Genomic DNA, 16,790 nt, shown 5'->3' with positions numbered 1-16,790 from the left:
ACGGTACTATCTACATTTTTAATCAAGCTATTTACGTAAATCGAGGTGCTATACATGCATATGAAAACAGGGGTAGAACAGTCGGTGTACGCACTGGTTCTGCTTAACATGCTGCCGGACAAGGCGGTGCTGCCTGGAGAAGCGATTAGCCAACAGCTCGGAGCATCGGCGACCTATTTTCAAAAACTGTTAAGAAAGCTGGTAACCGCAGACATCATCACGTCTGTTCCCGGCATTAAAGGTGGCTTTAAATTAAAGAAAAGACCTGAAGATATTCGTGTATATGACGTTTACCTTGCAGTGGAAGGCCAGCAGTCGCTGTACTCATCCAATGGTATTTTGGTAGACATGTTGGATTTAGAAAAAGAAGATAGCTGCTGCCTGTTAACGAATCTGATGGAGGAAGCTGAATCCTCTTGGAAAGCTGTATTAAAGCGGGAGACCATTGCTTCGTTGTCGGAGGAAATGCGTGGTGAACGCTTTAAAGATAAGATTGCAGCCTTAGAGGAATGGGTCAGCAATAAAATAGTCATCTAACCAAAGAAGGGATGTATTCGCATGAGATTAAGCATATTGGATCAGGCACCCGTGACAAGCGGTAACACTGCGGAAGGTGCCTTGAATAAAGCAGAAGAACTGGCTATTTTAGCAGATGAGCTGGGATATAGCAGAATGTGGATGGCAGAGCACCATGGCGGAAATACATTTGCTAGCTCAGCTCCGGAAGTAACGGCTGCCCGTTTAGCCGCCAAAACCAACCGTATTCGAATCGGCACCGGCGGTGTAATGATGATGCATTATTCTCCGCTTAAGCTGGCGGAAGTATTTAAAACGTTAAGTGCTTTTTCCCCGGGAAGAATTGATTTTGGTGTAGGGCGAGCTCCGGGTGGCGATACAAGCGCCATGTACGCTTTGTCTGAAGGCCGCGAGTTAATGCTGCATAATATGTATGACAAGCTTGGCATTACTATGCAGCTGCTTAGTGATCAGATTCCGGAAGATGAGCTATATGCCAAAAATCTCGCTGCTCCAACGAAGGTGGCGCTTCCTGAAGTATGGTTGTTAGGCTCAAGTGGCAATAGTGCGCGAAAAGCTGCACAAATGGGAGTCGGATACTCCTTCGCACAATTTTTTAATGGTGCGATGAGTAATGAGATCTTGGACCATTATCGGAATAACTACCAGCCTTCTATCTTTATGGACAAACCAGAGATCAGTGTATCCTATATGGTGACCACAGCAGAAACGAAGGAAGAAGCTGAGTATGAAGCATTACCGCAGGATATTTTTCGGTTGATGATGAGTAAGGGCCGGATTACTCAGGTGCTGACACCAGAAGAAGCTCAGAACATTTCGTTATCGGAAATTGACCGGATGTCAATCAAAGAAGGGCGCAAGATTCATTTGGTTGGTGCGGTTAAAGACATCGCTGTACGTTTGCAAGAAGAACAAGCACACTATGGATTCCAAGAAGCAATGATATGCAGCATTCCGCATTCGCAGGTGAAACGTCTAGAGGTTTATCGACTGTTGGCGCGTGAACTGCTAGGCTCTTGATTCTTTCCTCTCAAACCCGCATTTGATGCGGGTTTTTTGTATGCCAATTTAGCTTTTTGATCGATACATACCCTCAAAAGACAATAAATTAACCCTACCGCCTCCTAAAAGTAACATTTGAAATTCTAACTTCATCTTTGATTAATGAAAGATTAAATTTAAAAAAGAGGATAGGAAGTGACCAAGAGATGTTTCCTTTACATAAATCCGTTACGCTGACAGCCTTGCTTCTAATTAATTTGCTGGCAGGCTGCCAACATCAGGTTGACCCATCCCCCCTTCAACCGGCTAAGGGCTACCACACCTCAAGACCGAAGCCAACAGACACCGCTGCTAACCTCATAAAGCTGGAGTGGAAGCTGGTGGATATAATCCCCGTAGTCTCTCAACTTAGTGCTCCACCCACAGGCGCTACTTTGATTACAGAGAAGAAGCTGGATGATTTCGGAGGAATCCAAGTGAGTGTGTATACGATGGCTAGTGACGAAGACTATGTGTATGCCGGAATTTCTACATCCCAAGGACAATACAGTCTAGGGGCGATAGGAACTTATAATTATCGTCAACCGGAGGATATCATGGTAGAAGTGGTGCGGCTGTTTAACGAAAAGGTGTTGAAAATCACCGGAGGACTAGGAGCAAATAACTCGCTCAGTAACTATTATTTAATCGACGAGAGCGGTAACCCCTTGGGTTTGCTGCAAATAGATACCGGACATTCCAAAGAGCTGGATGTTGATGGGGATGGCTCTATAGAGAGTGTAGCTGCACATGGAAATCCGATGAGTGCCTACATTTACCGCTGGAATGTTGATCACGCTGAGGTAACTTACGTTAATGATGCTTTGAAGGCGGACTCCGTGGTGCTAACAGATGAAGGAATATATGAAGCTTCTGATATCGGGGACAAGCAGAGCAAAAGATTCCGATTGACCCTAGAAGGACTGATCCCAGAGCGGTAACGCCATGACTACTGCTGCTGAAATATTTCCTGCGACCAATTCCCTCAAAACTCCGTATAGACGATTAAGCTTAAATGATTATCCATAATCTAGGAGGGGTATTGGATGAATATGCAAATGAATCCGAAATTGAAACAGCTGCGTCCGGGAAAAATAGTTAGCGGTGTTGCAGCAGTGCTCATTGTATTGTTGATTGGCGCGAACTCTTTTGTATCTGTGGAATATGGGCATGTAGGTTTGTACAAAACCTTTGGTAAATTAAATGACAATACGTTGTCACCTGGCATTCATTTTAAAGTTCCGTTTATTCAGACGGTGATTCAAGTCAATACGCAGGTAACGAAAGCGGAGACCGATACATCCGCCTCTTCAAAAGATCTTCAGCCCGTATCCACACATGTGGCGGTGAACTATTCCGTAAATAAGGCTTCCGCCTTTAATCTGATGAACAATATCGGAGGTAATTTTGATAATGTAATTATTAATCCGGCTATTCAGGAAATCGTCAAGGAAGTGACGGCAAAATATCCAGCAGAGGACCTGATTACACGTCGTGATGTAGTGTCGAGTGAGATCAGTGAGCATTTAACTGCTAGGCTGGCAAAATATGACCTGATCGTCAACGATATTAACATTGTTAACTTTAAATTCTCGGAGGCGTTCAATCAGTCGATTGAAGCGAAGCAGGTCGCTCAGCAGCAGGCGCTGAAGGCTGAAAATGATCTCCGGCGGATCGAGATTGAAGCGAAGCAAAAAATCGCCCAGGCGCAAGCAGAGGCTGAATCCTTAAGACTTAAGAAGCAAGAGGTTACTCCTGAGCTGGTGCAGCTGAAGCAAATAGAGGTCCAAGAGAAAGCGTTAGAAAAATGGAATGGCGTGCTGCCGTCTGTAACAGGGGGAGCCACTCCATTTGTAGATATTCAATCCCTGACTAAATAAATTTTGATTGAAATTATGAAAATATAGAAGAGCCCTCCTTCAATAGAAGAAGAGCTCTTTTTACTATTAATATTGATAAAGCATTGTAGGAATTTGCCAACCCGCGCCAACCGACCAGAAGAAGACATAATCGCCACGTTTGATTCGTCCGTCTTCGATGCCGCGTTGAAAGGCGATAAAAGGACTGCTTGTAGCTGTATACCCGAACTCGTCACCTACATAGATGAATTTCTCATTAGTTAGTCCTAGACCCTCTTGGATAAGTTCGATATTTTTGAGAGAGAATTGTGAAAGGCAGAAGGCAGAGATATCATCTGTAGTCAGGCCGTTTCTTGAGAGAAGCTCCTTCATGTCTGCAACCGCCGCATTTACACAAACTGTACCGTCAAAGGGTGTCCAGCGTATCCGGATTTGCTCCGGTGTAATGTCCTCATGATAAATATTCGATAAACCGCAAGCAGGGAACATAATATTCTCAGATCCCTCAGAATCAGTGTAATAAAGGGAGTCAATGAAGCCTGATTGCTCGCTACTTCGCTCCAGAATGACAGCTGCTGCGGCATCCCCGAAGTTAGGGTAAGTAATTTCATCATCCGTATTGCAGTTCACCGAGCTATAGTCGCTTCCCACGACGAGCGCATACCGGATGCTAGGATTAGCCTGCATATAACGACTTGTCTGCTCCACGGCAGACACCATTCCTGCACAGTTGGCATTGGAATCTTGCGTAATGGTCCGATGTTTACCTTGAAGCATACGGTGCAGCAGGAGTGCATTGGTAGGGTAGGTATATTCCGGTGTCTGTGAAGCGAACATGATCATATCCATATCTTCACCTTGTAAATTGGCTTCTTGTAGCGCTTTTTGGGCGGCCTTTAGTCCCATCGTTAGGGCATTTTCATCCTTTTCCTTTACGATGTACCTCCGGTCACGACCCATGACTTCTAGGAATCGCTTGATGTCCTTGCCCATACTCTGGAAATGCTCCAGATAATAATCATTAGATACGACATGCTCCGGATGGTAATAAGCGGCTTGGCGGATGGTTATATGTCCCAAATGAAACCTCCTATGCTTCAATAATTTCGTAATTTTCTAATTTCGTTGCCCGTGCTACTCGGCTTAGCTGCATTTTTAAGACAGGGCTTTTGGCAATAATAAAGGTTACTTTTTTAAATCCTGATTCTTTATACAGTATGTAGCATTGCTCAAGCATAGGAAGAGTGTCCGGCGAGGATACGTTTAATGTCTTGCAATCTAAAATGATCTCGTATTGTGCCGGGTCAAATGTACTTACAATTTGATTGTACTCCTGAATGAAGCGCCCGGCGTCCTCAGTGGACATAGAACCTTCCACTTGTACATTCAGTTTTTGGGCTGTAGCGTTTGAGGTGAAATTAAAGTTTCCCATTTTAAATCAATCTCCTCCTAAGTAGATAAAAGAAAAAATTCAATAAATAGGCTAAAAAACCTATTTATATAGGTATTATCGTATTTTTTAATGGGAAAGTTTAGGGGGATCATCCTTTATATTTTAAAAAATACAAGAAGGTATAAAATTAACTTGAAAAGATAATTGAGTTAATAATGACCTGCTTTAAATATATTTATATGAGTTAACCAAGGTTAGAGTGGTTCTGATCACCCTGTCGACTTTGCAAAGCAGAGTTCTATTGGTATGATTACAGAGATGAAAAAAATTCACTATCCAAATCATGGAGGAATGACAAAAATGAGCGAAATTACACTATCGCGGATCATTGATCATACACTGCTTAAAGCAGATGCACGGAAAGAAGATATCGTTAAATTGGCAGAGGAAGCAAAAGCCTATAAGTTTGCTTCGGTCTGTGTAAACCCTGCTTGGGTAGCTACTGCCCATGAAGTGCTGAAGGATACGCCTGAGGTTAAAGTATGTACAGTTATCGGCTTCCCACTTGGATCCTCGACAACAGAGACCAAAGCATTCGAGACCACCAATGCAATCGCTAATGGTGCGGGTGAGGTGGATATGGTCATCAACATCGGAGCACTGAAAGATGGTAACGATGAGCTCGTTAAACGTGATATTGCAGCAGTTGTAGACGCAGCTCGCGGTAAAGCACTGACTAAGGTCATCATCGAGACCTGTTTATTAACGGAGGAAGAAAAAGTCCGTGCCTGCAAGCTTTCTGTTGAAGCTGGAGCAGACTTCGTAAAAACATCCACAGGATTCTCTACAGGTGGAGCTACGAAGGAAGATATCGCGCTGATGCGTGCAACGGTTGGACCTAATGTGGGTGTGAAGGCTTCTGGTGGTGTTCGTAGTGCAGAAGATGCCCATGTAATGGTACAAGCAGGCGCAAGCCGTATTGGTACTAGCGGTGGTGTAGCGATTGCTAAGGGAGAAACAAGCCAAAGCAATTACTAATAGAAGATAAAAAGATAAGTGAATCGGTAGCGGTGAGATGAGGTGGACAAGCTTTATTCGCCGCTATTCTTTTTAATTACATAGACATTCTGTACTAGCTACATAGGTTTTCATAAGTTTTTTTAGTTTAAAGACTTTTATTGAAAGCGTTATCTGATATTTGTCGGACAGGGTTCCCTTCGAATGAATCAAAATATAATAATTCACACCGGAATAATAAGTTTTTTTTCTTTTCAAATGATGCTGTTTATGAGAGAATGGGTACAATTATTATTTGTTAAAGATTTCTATTCTTATTTATAAAGGGAGGAAATACCAATGTCAGAAGACCGTAAGCTGTCATTTGAAACTTTGACTGTTCATGCAGGCCAGGAAATTGATCCAACTACTTTCGCACGTGCTGTACCGCTTTATCAAACCACGTCTTATGGGTTCCGTGATGCTGATCATGCAGCAGATCTGTTTGCACTCAAGGAATTTGGGAATATTTATACTCGGCTGATGAATCCGACCACAGATGTATTTGAACAGCGCTTGGCAGCACTAGAAGGTGGAGCAGGTGCACTTGCTACAGCTTCCGGGGCAGCGGCTATTTCTTTTTCCATTCTAAATATTGCGGGCGCTGGAGATGAAATTGTATCTGCGGCAAGCCTATACGGTGGAACTTATAATCTTTTTTCTACAACACTGCCTAAGCTTGGCATTAAGGTGCATTTTGTGGATTCAGATAATCCAGAAAATTTCCGTGCTGCGATCAATGACAAAACCAAAGCTTTGTATGCAGAAACCATTGGTAACCCACAGGGGAATGTCTTAGATATTGAAGCCATTGCAGCGATTGCACATGAACATGGAATTCCTCTCATTGTGGATAATACGTTCCCAAGTCCATATTTACTGCGTCCGATTGAGCATGGAGCTGACATCGTTGTTCATTCGGCAACCAAATTCATCGGAGGACATGGTACATCCATCGGTGGAATTATTGTGGACGGTGGTAAGTTCGACTGGAAGGCAAGCGGTAAGTTCCCAGGACTTACAGAGCCTGACCCAAGTTATCATGGCGTTGTTTATACGGAAGCTGTTGGACCGATTGCTTATATTATCAAAGCCCGCGTTCAATTACTTCGCGATTTAGGTGCTGCTATTTCACCATTTAACTCTTGGATGCTGTTGCAAGGGCTAGAAACACTCCATTTGCGAATGGAGCGTCACAGCCAGAATGCGCTGAAGGTTGCGCAATATTTGGAGGCACATGCAGATGTAGAATGGGTAAGTTATTCTGGACTTCCTACTCATCCATCTCATGAATTAGCGCAAAAGTATTTACCTAAAGGTCAAGGAGCGATCCTTACCTTCGGTATTAAAGGTGGAAGTGCTGCGGGACGCAAGCTGATTGAAAATGTGAAGCTGTTCTCGCATTTGGCGAATGTCGGTGACTCCAAGTCATTGATTATTCACCCTGCAAGTACAACACATGCACAGCTGTCCGAAGAAGAGCAAACCACAGCGGGAGTAACCCCGGAATTGCTCCGCTTATCGATTGGTACGGAATCTATTGATGATATTATTTATGATCTGGAACAGGCCATTGCCGCTAGTCAACAATAGAACAATGAAGTTCAAGGAAGGCATCTGCTGCTATGCGGCGATGCCTTTTTTTTGTGATTTAATAAGGCTAAATCTTCATATGATTTGGCAACGCTTGCATATTTCATGTGAGGTTCCCGTATTTATAAGTGTGGTAATAAGATGTCGGTGGCATGATGTTTATGTACTAGGCGTACCGGCAGCAATCCAAAGATAAAGGGTGGGTGCGAAGATGAAGGGTGAACGTCAGCAGGATGGTTTTCGGAGTAGTGAAGAGCGCCCGTTCAAGTTCATGTATAAGGCCAGTGATCGGGCTGTTGGGATGGAGATGAGCCAAGCCGGATCTGTAGCCTCCGCTGCCGCAGAATTTATCAACGGAGTAGAGCAGAAGGATGTCGTAGAACCTTTGAACCGTTCTTATTTTAAGCGGCCTGGGGAACCGTCGGCCTTCTTAGTGCTGCGTGAAGGACGAGAAGAACGTGAAGAGCGCCCTGCAACAAGGGAAGGAATAAGATCCGTTCAAGCTGGCCCTTGTCTGATACGAAGTGAGGAATGGCTGCTCGAACCTGAATTGTTCTGTCTTTATGAGAACTGGTTATCCAGTGAAGATGAGCTGCGGGCCAATCGAATGCTGCAGCGGATTTATTATCGATTGCAGGCAGCGACGACAGCGCTGCTGGAATCACCGGATGGTGGATGGGCAGCAGTTACGCTGCTGCATCCAGAGGAGCTTGCGACGCAGCCCGCAAAGCTCACCGCGCTTCAGGACGCGCAGCTCGAAGCGCTTTTTACTGCAGTGGCGGAGAGCCAGCGGCAAGGCGGCGATTGCCGCCTGGACCTGCTGGCCGCCTACACCGCAAGCGGAGCCGAATTCGCGGCAAAGCGCGAATTCATCGAGGTCGTGGCCGATCAGACCCTCGGCCACGCTTATGCGGCGGCGTGCCGCATCGGGGCGCTGATCGCGCCCGATGTGGCGCCCTCCGCCGCCGCGGAAATCGCGCGCATCGCCGATTTCCTAGTGCTCGACGGCGCAGCAAGCGAGCTCGCGCCGGAGGGGGCCGCCGCAGAGGGCTTTGCCCTGGCGGCGGGGGAGATCCTTGCCGCCGTGCGGAGCGTGAAGCCGGCGGCGGTAGTTCTCGCCGCGGGGACTCCGGCGGCGTCGGCTTTGGCCGATCTGTATCAGATCGGCTTCAGCGGGATCTTTTGCAGCGCCGGCCAGCGGACCGAAGCGCTGCTTAGAGCAGCCTGTCTGATCTGGATCGCCAGGCAGCAGGAAACACTGGACACTGCCGCCGGTGGAAGGCAGTAGGACAACAACGAAGCGGCTGTCACATAAGCCGCTTCTTCTTCTAAATAAGATAAAAAGACAAGAGAGCAGGGATTCTGCCGTTATTGGAGAATCACTGCTCTTTATGATTAGAGGATCACTGCTCTTCGTTATTGAATGCTCACTGTAATTTATTGTTGGGGGATCTTCTTCATGTTGAGCGTTTCATTTATAAATCCTGTCTTCAGGGTCAAATCGTCTTGCTCCAGACGATTTGCCTTCAGGCCCTTATTAATTTACATAAAAAGTATAATGGAAGAGGCGGATCGAATCTATTAGCACCCTGCTGAAAAGAGGCGCTGCGCATGTCCGCAAATTTTAGAGTTGCCCTGAAGAAGATTGTTGACCATTCTTACGACATTGAGATCGGAGAAGCTTTATTTAACTCATTAATAGAGGACTTAAAACAAGGAATCGTAGAGAATGTGAGCAAATTTGCGATAATTACGGATTCCAAAGTTGAAGTGCTGTATGGACAAGCCTTACTGGAACAGCTGATTCAGAACGGTTTTCATGCGGAGCTTTTTTCTTTCCCCGCCGGAGAAAAGTCCAAAACCCGTGAAACGAAGGCACAGCTTGAGGATCAGCTATTAAGAAAAATACGCCACTAGCGGGTAGCTGAAATTGATTTCCGGCGTGTGGTGCTTGGCCCATAACGGCGGTCAGACCTCTTGGGTTAGTTGAATAGATAGGCTTTACTTTTTCATTTCTGATGGTATGATTAAAATATAAGTTGCACTAAGGAAATATAGTTGTACTATTGCAACAATGATTATCATTCTCACTACCCATAGTTATCAATCATGCTGTCCCGGCTAAGCCGGGGCAGCATGTGTCATTTTAGGGGTCTTAATAATGGCTCTCATTCTCATTTGGCAGAAGCAAAACTCCATAAAACAAAGCGTATGCTCACGAAGCAAGTTTTGTTACGAAGAAAAGTCACATGAAGCTAAGCTACACAAAACAAAGCGTAAGCTTACGAAGAGAGTTTTGTTTCGAAGAGAAATCAAATGAAGTTAAGCTTCACAAAACTTTAAAGGACGGCGATTATTATGCAAGCAACATCAAAACATTTACCCAAGCAGTCATCTATCTCTGGCAGTATGAAGAAGCCAGGCGCTCCAAAGCGTCGGTTCGATCCGCGTGCCATGCTCAGCAATTCTGAAATGCAGGCTGCTCTGGGCAGCGGACTGCTTATGCTTTTTGCTTGGTCAGTTGGTGGTTGGTCAGAAATTCTTTCCATAGCGCTCTATGTCATTTCTTATACGATTGGTGGCTGGAACAAGGCAAAGGAAGGCGTAGAAACGCTCGTCAAAGAGCGAGATCTTGATGTGAACCTATTAATGATTGCAGCCGCATTGGGCGCAGCCTCTATTGGGTACTGGAATGAAGGGGCTATGCTTATTTTCATTTTTGCTCTCAGTGGAGCATTAGAGAGCTATACGATGGAACGTAGTAAAAAGGATATTTCCTCGCTGATGGCACTCAAGCCGGCCACGGCTATGCGTATTGAAAAAGGAAGTATGAATGAGGTCAATATCGACCAGCTGGTGATCGGAGATCTGTTGCTTGTGCGCCCGGGAGATTTGATTCCTGCAGACGGTAAAGTATATGGGGGAGAATCGGCAGTAGATCAAGCTTCCATTACGGGAGAATCGGTTCCTGTAGAGAAACGTGCTGGTAGCGAAGTTTTTGCAGGCACTGTGAATGGAGAAGGTCCCCTTTATATTGAGGTAACGAAAGCAGCTGAGAATACCCTTTTTGCTAAAATCATCAAAATGGTAGAAGAGGCAGAAACGGAAGTTCCAAACTCGCAGCGTTTTATTAAAAGACTAGAAGCCATCTATGCACGGGTTGTCGTTGCCTCGACAGTGGCACTGATTATACTTCCACCGTTTTTGCTGGACTGGAGCTGGAGCGCAACTTTCTATAAAGCGATGGTCTTTCTAGTAGTAGCATCACCTTGCGCTTTGGTCTCTTCCATAATGCCGGCGATGCTGTCAGCCATCTCCAAAAGTGCGCGAAAAGGGGTTCTGTTTAAAGGCGGGGTCCATTTGGAAAATATGGCACGTACAACGGTTGTGGCATTCGATAAGACAGGGACGCTTACAGAGGGAACTCCTCAGGTAACTGATTTTATTGCAGGTGAAGGCTACAGTCGGCACGAGTTGCTAACGGTTAGCGCATCCATTGAGCATATGTCTCGTCATCCACTGGCGGAAGCGATTGTACGTAAAGCGCAAGAGGAAGGGCTGGAGTTACGGGGAGTGGAGGACAGTAAGACCATCACAGGCTGGGGGATCGAAGGCCAAATCGATGGACATCTCTGGAGAATCGGGAAGTCTAATTTGCTTGATGAGCTGGCTCCATCTGCTATGAATCCTGAAGTAGAACATTGGAAACTTAAGCGGCAGCAGTTGGCTGAAGAAGGAAAGACGGTCTCCATCATGCTGGATGGTGAGCAAATTGCAGGAATGATTGCCTTGCAGGATACGGTTCGTCCACAAGCAGAAGCCGCAGTGCGGAAGCTGCAGGAGCTTGGGATTAAAGTAGCAATGCTTACCGGAGATCGTGAGGCTACGGCTCAGGTTATTGCAGGTACAACTGGCGTAGATATGGTATTTGCCGATCTATTGCCGGAGGATAAAGTGAAGCATATCAAGGCATTGCGTGAAAAGTATGGTCACGTCGTTATGGTAGGTGATGGTGTAAATGATGCACCGGCTTTGGCGACAGCCACCGTAGGCATGGGGATGGGGATGAAAGGGAGCGGAGCAGCGCTCGAAATAGCCGATGTAGTGCTGATGAATGATAATATAGAAGAGATTGCTTCCACGATATCATTGGCACGTCGTTCGCAGCGTATTGTGAAACAAAATATGATCTTTGCTGTGACTGTGATTGCAGTGCTTATGATTAGTAACTTTGTGCAGGGGATCGCCCTTCCTTTTGGCGTGATAGGTCATGAAGGCAGTACAATATTAGTGATTCTAAATGGACTAAGGTTATTGAGATAATATTTCTTAAAATTAAATTGTTCACAAAATAGTTTTGAAACGAGGGAGTCTGGCATATTGACATATTTGCTTTCAGTTATCATAATTAACACTACATTATAATTATTTTAAATAAGAAGCGACGTCATTGCCGTTTAGCTCAAGGAGGACATAGATATGTATAAATCAATAATTGTTGGTACTGGACCGGCAGGATTAACCGCCGCTATCTATTTGGCTCGTGCCAATTTGAACCCACTAGTAATCGAAGGACCCCAACCCGGTGGACAATTAACCACAACTACAGAAGTGGAGAATTTCCCTGGATTTCCTGAAGGAATCATGGGCCCTGACTTGATGGATAATATGCGTAAACAAGCTGAACGTTTTGGTGCGGAATTCCGTACGGGCTGGGTGAACAGTGTAGAACTTGGAGAGCGTCCTTTTAAGCTGAATGTTGAAGGAATGGGTGTTCTTACTACAGATACATTGATCATTTCCACAGGCGCTACAGCAAAATACCTCGGTATCCCAGGGGAGCAAGATAACGTGGGACGTGGTGTTAGCACTTGCGCTACCTGTGATGGATTTTTCTTCCGTAATAAAGAAATCGTGGTTGTTGGCGGTGGAGATTCGGCACTTGAGGAAGCGGGTTTCTTGACTCGTTTTGCTTCCAAAGTGACTTTGGTACACCGTCGTGGAGAATTGCGTGCTTCGAAGATCATGCAGGATCGTGTACGCGCAAATGTTAAAGTAGACTGGAACTTGAACCGTACTCCTTTGGAAGTGACTTCGAGCGAAAGAGGCGTCAATGGACTAAAAGTGCTTAACAATGAGACTGGAGAAGAAGAAATCATCGAAGCAAGCGGTGTGTTTGTTGCGATTGGTCACCATCCTAATACCTCTTTCTTAGGTGGACAAATCACAACCAATGCGGATGGCTATATCATGACGAACCCAGGCACTTCCGAAACTAATATCCCAGGCGTCTTCGCATGTGGTGATGTGCAGGATACTCGTTACAGACAAGCGATTACTGCAGCAGGTAGTGGATGTATGGCAGCTATGGATGCTGAGAAATATATCGAAAGCTTGGAGCACAGTGCAGTCATTCTATAATTGGGTTTGAAAAGCCTTCAATGCTACATTGATATCATCACTGTATATCTTTTATAGGAGGTCATATCATGGAGAAAGTAATTGTATATACCTCAACAAATTGCCCGCATTGCCGTCAGGTGAAGAGCTTTTTAAGCGAAAAAGGCGTGTCCTACGAAGAACGCAATGTCGAGCAGAGCGATGATTTTGCGCAGCAAGTATGGGACATGGGCGTGAGAGCTATTCCTGTAACTGTAATCGGTGAGCATAAAATTGTTGGCATGAACAAAACGCAGTTCGACAAAGCACTTTCAACTGTTTAATTAAATAAGATTTCCGCAAGGGAATTGTAAAAGACCGCTTCCGGTCAGGAGGCGGTCTTTTTTGTTGTGAGCTTTTAGCATATAAAAAATAGTCTGACGCATCTGTGCGCAGACTATTTTTATGAAAGTAGATCTAGAAGTAGAATTTAGGTTTGAGTGAAAGATGTAATGATCTGAAATAGCGCGTATACAGCAACCCCGCTGCCAATAAGAATAAATCCTGATTTCTTTTTAGCTTGAAAAAAACGGAGCACACCGAGGCTGATCAAAGGGGCAATAATGAGCAGAAAAAGCAACACAGTGATGAACATCTGTGCCGAGATATCAGACGTATCAACATAGGTCATGGACTCGCTCTCCATTTCAAAAAAGGGGTTGTAGTGATAAATGTCACACTAGCTTGACCTTTATTATATAGGATTTCTGTTCCTTTTACTGCACTTTTGATTCACTCAAATGCGTCAATTTTACGTCAATTATTTCAAAATATAAGAATGTATATGTTCCACGCTATAAATTATTCTTATATTTCTCACATAAAACACCTACCGTTATGGACTATAGCGTCACTCGAATGTCGCCCAGGAAATGCATAACAGCAGAGAAACCTGCGCCGATCATCGTTCCACGGCTGCCGAGCTTAGAGAATGTAATTTCGAGTTGCTGCTTATGGTAAGGAAGAGTACGCTCAGCTACAACCCGGCGCAGCGGTTCGCCTAGCCATTCTTCAGCCTCAGACAATGCCCCACCAATCACAATAAGCTCGGGATTGAAGCTATTGATTAGATTGGTCACCCCGATACCGAGATATTCGCCCATCGTTGAGAAGTGATGCAGAGCGTCTTCTTGCCCGCTGGCTGCATATCGAACCAGCTCTGGCGTAGTATGTGCAGGGAGGGAGAGATCGGGATTATCATAAGTTCTCTCAGAAGCATATAACTCCCAACAGCCACGACTCCCGCAACTGCAAGGCTTGCCTTGTGCTTCAATCGTCATATGTCCGGTTTCGCCGGCATATCCTCTTGCACCCTTGTATAGCTCTCCACCAATAATAATTCCAGATCCAATCCCTGATCCCGCACTGATGTAAAGGAGATGCCTTACCTCTCGTGCCGCACCAAAGTTGAGTTCACCCTGTGCACCTGCGTTCGCTTCGTTATCAATGGTGACAGGAACGGAAAATTCAGCTTCCAGTATCGCTCGCAGCTCGACCATTTCCCAGCCAAGGTTGGGAGCGAAGAGTACAACACCATTTTCATCCACCATGCCGGGGACACCTACTCCGATACCGACGATGCCGTAAGGGGATTCTGGAGCGTTGATAATCAAGCTTGAGATAAGTTTTTTCATTTGTTCCAGAACGTAAGGGAAATCATGGTTTTCTAAGGGGAAATCGCTTTCGTAAAGAATGCCCCCGCTCAGATCACATAAGACCGCTGTTAGTTGCTTTACCCGCAATTCTATGCCGATTACACTACCAGCCATCGTGTTGAAATGCAGCATTAATGGTTTGCGGCCACCGCTTGATTCCCCAGGTCCGAATTCAGTTACCAATTCTTGCGTGCACAGCTCGGCTACCAGATTGGACACAGTAGCTTTATTCAGTCCGGTCATCTCTGAGACCTTCGCGCGCGAGAGTGGAGAGTGTCTTCGAATGGTATGTAGTACAATCGATTTATTTATTTTTTTGACCAGTGCTTGGTCTCCAGTAACCTTCACAAATCACACATCCTTCTTAAATTATAAGAAAGTATAAGCTTCACGGTATACTTTCTCCTTATAATTCTCGCATAAACGCTTACCGTCCTTAAAAGGACGCTAAAGGCGTTTTAGCTTGGCATTGTTCCCATTTGTTGTATGCCACTTAGTCTAGAGTGATGTGCTGGAAATTGCAATACATAGCGTCTAGAGGGAATTTTCCAACAGGGCTCTCCTATATTTGGGAAGCGGAGAGAGGAGGCTAGATAGGGTCAAAAAAATGGATATAAAAAACTTTTCAAAACTTTGTTTAACCAATATACAAAGTCCAAAAGATGTGTTAAGATGATCCTGTAAACGCTTGCGGGCGAAGCACAAATTGAGGAGGATTACACAATGGCTTATTTTGAGACAGTGAACAAAATCTCTTACGAGGGAAGCCGTTCCACCAACCCTTTCGCATTTAAATTCTACAATCCTAAAGAAGTCGTAGCCGGCAAAACTATGGAAGAGCATCTGAAATTTGCAATGGCTTATTGGCATACATTAACTGCTGGCGGTTCTGATCCGTTTGGCGCTGAAACAGCAATTCGCAGCTGGAACAAATTGAACGGTCTGGACAAAGCTAAGGCTCGCGCTGAAGCATCATTTGAATTTATGGACAAGATGGATCTGCCTTACTTCTGCTTCCATGATGTAGATATCGCACCTGAAGGCGCATCTTTGCGTGAATTCTATAGCAACATCGACACTATCGTTGATATCCTAGAACAAGGCATGAAGACTTCCGGCAAGAAATTGTTGTGGAATACAGCTAATATGTTCACTAACCCACGTTACATGCACGGTGCAGGTTCTACACCTAATGCTGATGTTTTTGCACACGCAGCAGCACAAGTGAAGAAAGGTTTGGAAGTAGGTAAACGTCTGGGCGCTAGCAACTATGTATTCTGGGGCGGTCGTGAAGGTTACGAAGAATTGCTGAATACAGATATGGGTCTTGAACAAGACAACATTGCTCGTCTGTTCAGCATGGCTGTAGATTACGCTAAGGAAATCGGCTTTGACGGTCAATTCCTGATCGAGCCTAAACCAAAAGAGCCTACGAAACATCAATATGATTTTGATGCAGCAACAACGATCTCATTCTTACAAAAATACAACCTCGACAAGCACTTCAAGCTGAACCTAGAAGCTAACCATGCTACACTTGCAGGTCATACCTTTGAACATGAGCTTCGTGTAGCTCGTATCAACGGCATGCTTGGATCGCTTGATGCCAACCAAGGGGATACATTGCTCGGATGGGATACTGATGAATTCCCAGTGAACATCTACGATGCAACACTCACACTGTATGAAGTACTCAAGAATGATGGTCTTGGCAAAGGCGGAATCAACTTTGACTCTAAAGTACGTCGTCCTTCCTTCGAGCCTGAGGATCTGTTCTTAGCACATATCGCGGGTATGGATACTTATGCAAAAGGCTTGAAAGTAGCTGCTAAATTGATCGAAGACCGCGTATTCGAAGATTTCGTCGACAAACGCTACAGCAGCTTCAATGAAGGTGTTGGTGCGGATATCGTGTCCGGCAAAGCAACTCTGGCTTCTTTGGCTGAATATGCTTTGAACAATGAGAACCCACGTCCTAACCAATCCGGACGTCAAGAATACCTGAGAGCTACACTTAACCAATACATCTTGGCTGAGTAGTGCTTATAGGGAGCTTAAGGCATACGCCTTGAGCGCATTATGAACAAATGCAACGGGGGTTGCTGAAGAGAGCATTCTTCGGCAGTCCCCTTTTTGTTCAAAGAAATTCTAGAAACGCTCACAAAACTAAGTGGATGCTTACGAAGCGAGTTTTATTCGATGTAGTTCAACGTAGTA

General features: G+C 45.1%; 16 protein-coding genes. 12 read left to right on the top strand and 4 right to left on the bottom strand.

Going from position 1 to position 16,790, the window contains the following annotated elements; genetic code table 11:
• Positions 1-54: 54 nt before the first annotated feature.
• The 4 genes from MHB64_RS27010 to MHB64_RS26995 all read left to right on the top strand — a co-directional run bounded on the left by MHB64_RS27010 (position 55) and on the right by MHB64_RS26995 (position 3,458).
• Positions 55-537, top strand: a complete 483-nt coding sequence (locus MHB64_RS27010; RefSeq protein ID WP_341135765.1) for an Rrf2 family transcriptional regulator — start codon at positions 55-57, stop codon at positions 535-537.
• A gap of 21 nt (positions 538-558) precedes the next feature.
• Positions 559-1,557 carry an LLM class flavin-dependent oxidoreductase gene (locus tag MHB64_RS27005; RefSeq protein WP_341135764.1) on the top strand — a complete coding sequence of 333 codons (999 nt, stop codon included), beginning with the start codon at positions 559-561 and terminating at the stop codon, positions 1,555-1,557.
• Positions 1,558-1,745: 188 nt separating this feature from the next.
• Positions 1,746-2,519: a hypothetical protein gene (locus tag MHB64_RS27000; protein ID WP_341135763.1), complete on the top strand. Its 774-nt coding sequence runs from the start codon at positions 1,746-1,748 to the stop codon at positions 2,517-2,519.
• A gap of 105 nt (positions 2,520-2,624) precedes the next feature.
• Entirely contained in the window at positions 2,625-3,458 is an 834-nt protein-coding gene (locus MHB64_RS26995) for a prohibitin family protein (protein ID WP_256989860.1), read from the top strand.
• Positions 3,459-3,524: 66 nt separating this feature from the next.
• Here MHB64_RS26995 and MHB64_RS26990 read toward each other — a convergent pair whose 3' ends face one another.
• The gene (locus tag MHB64_RS26990) at positions 3,525-4,517 is read right to left on the bottom strand and encodes a ketoacyl-ACP synthase III (RefSeq protein ID WP_256989859.1); all 993 of its coding nucleotides are present in this window, start codon (positions 4,515-4,517) and stop codon (positions 3,525-3,527) included.
• Between the two features lie 10 nt (positions 4,518-4,527).
• Positions 4,528-4,869, bottom strand: a complete 342-nt coding sequence (locus MHB64_RS26985) for a hypothetical protein (protein WP_094871005.1) — start codon at positions 4,867-4,869, stop codon at positions 4,528-4,530.
• A 321-nt stretch (positions 4,870-5,190) separates the two neighbouring features.
• Here MHB64_RS26985 and deoC point away from each other — a divergent pair, with 321 nt between their 5' ends.
• The 7 genes from deoC (at position 5,191) to MHB64_RS26950 (ending at position 13,202) form a co-directional block, all read left to right on the top strand.
• Positions 5,191-5,868 (top strand): deoxyribose-phosphate aldolase, encoded by a 678-nt coding sequence (gene deoC, locus MHB64_RS26980; RefSeq protein ID WP_283909115.1) that lies wholly within the window; start codon positions 5,191-5,193, stop codon positions 5,866-5,868.
• Between the two features lie 318 nt (positions 5,869-6,186).
• The gene (locus MHB64_RS26975) at positions 6,187-7,479 is read left to right on the top strand and encodes a homocysteine synthase (protein WP_094871001.1); all 1,293 of its coding nucleotides are present in this window, start codon (positions 6,187-6,189) and stop codon (positions 7,477-7,479) included.
• 211 nt (positions 7,480-7,690) lie between these two features.
• Positions 7,691-8,767 carry a hypothetical protein gene (locus MHB64_RS26970; protein WP_341135762.1) on the top strand — a complete coding sequence of 359 codons (1,077 nt, stop codon included), beginning with the start codon at positions 7,691-7,693 and terminating at the stop codon, positions 8,765-8,767.
• Positions 8,768-9,090: 323 nt separating this feature from the next.
• Entirely contained in the window at positions 9,091-9,396 is a 306-nt protein-coding gene (locus MHB64_RS26965) for a hypothetical protein (protein WP_341135761.1), read from the top strand.
• Positions 9,397-9,837: 441 nt separating this feature from the next.
• Positions 9,838-11,802: a heavy metal translocating P-type ATPase gene (locus tag MHB64_RS26960; RefSeq protein WP_341135760.1), complete on the top strand. Its 1,965-nt coding sequence runs from the start codon at positions 9,838-9,840 to the stop codon at positions 11,800-11,802.
• A 156-nt stretch (positions 11,803-11,958) separates the two neighbouring features.
• Positions 11,959-12,900, top strand: coding sequence for a thioredoxin-disulfide reductase (gene trxB, locus MHB64_RS26955; protein ID WP_042191901.1), 942 nt, complete (start codon positions 11,959-11,961; stop codon positions 12,898-12,900).
• Positions 12,901-12,968: 68 nt separating this feature from the next.
• The gene (locus tag MHB64_RS26950; RefSeq protein WP_094870993.1) at positions 12,969-13,202 is read left to right on the top strand and encodes a glutaredoxin family protein; all 234 of its coding nucleotides are present in this window, start codon (positions 12,969-12,971) and stop codon (positions 13,200-13,202) included.
• 146 nt (positions 13,203-13,348) lie between these two features.
• On the opposite strand, the gene MHB64_RS26945 is transcribed toward MHB64_RS26950, so the two are convergent.
• Positions 13,349-13,549 (bottom strand): hypothetical protein, encoded by a 201-nt coding sequence (locus MHB64_RS26945; protein ID WP_094870992.1) that lies wholly within the window; start codon positions 13,547-13,549, stop codon positions 13,349-13,351.
• Positions 13,550-13,760: 211 nt separating this feature from the next.
• Positions 13,761-14,921 carry an ROK family transcriptional regulator gene (locus tag MHB64_RS26940; RefSeq protein WP_341135759.1) on the bottom strand — a complete coding sequence of 387 codons (1,161 nt, stop codon included), beginning with the start codon at positions 14,919-14,921 and terminating at the stop codon, positions 13,761-13,763.
• A 375-nt stretch (positions 14,922-15,296) separates the two neighbouring features.
• On the opposite strand from MHB64_RS26940, the gene xylA reads away from it, so the two are divergent.
• Positions 15,297-16,613, top strand: a complete 1,317-nt coding sequence (gene xylA, locus MHB64_RS26935) for a xylose isomerase (protein ID WP_094870989.1) — start codon at positions 15,297-15,299, stop codon at positions 16,611-16,613.
• The last annotated feature ends 177 nt before the right edge of the window (positions 16,614-16,790 follow it).

The sequence above is a fragment of the Paenibacillus sp. FSL K6-2859 genome (assembly GCF_038008265.1).
Lineage (GTDB): Bacteria > Bacillota > Bacilli > Paenibacillales > Paenibacillaceae > Paenibacillus_AQ > Paenibacillus_AQ nitricinens.
This window is presented reverse-complemented; position numbering and strand designations above follow the sequence as displayed.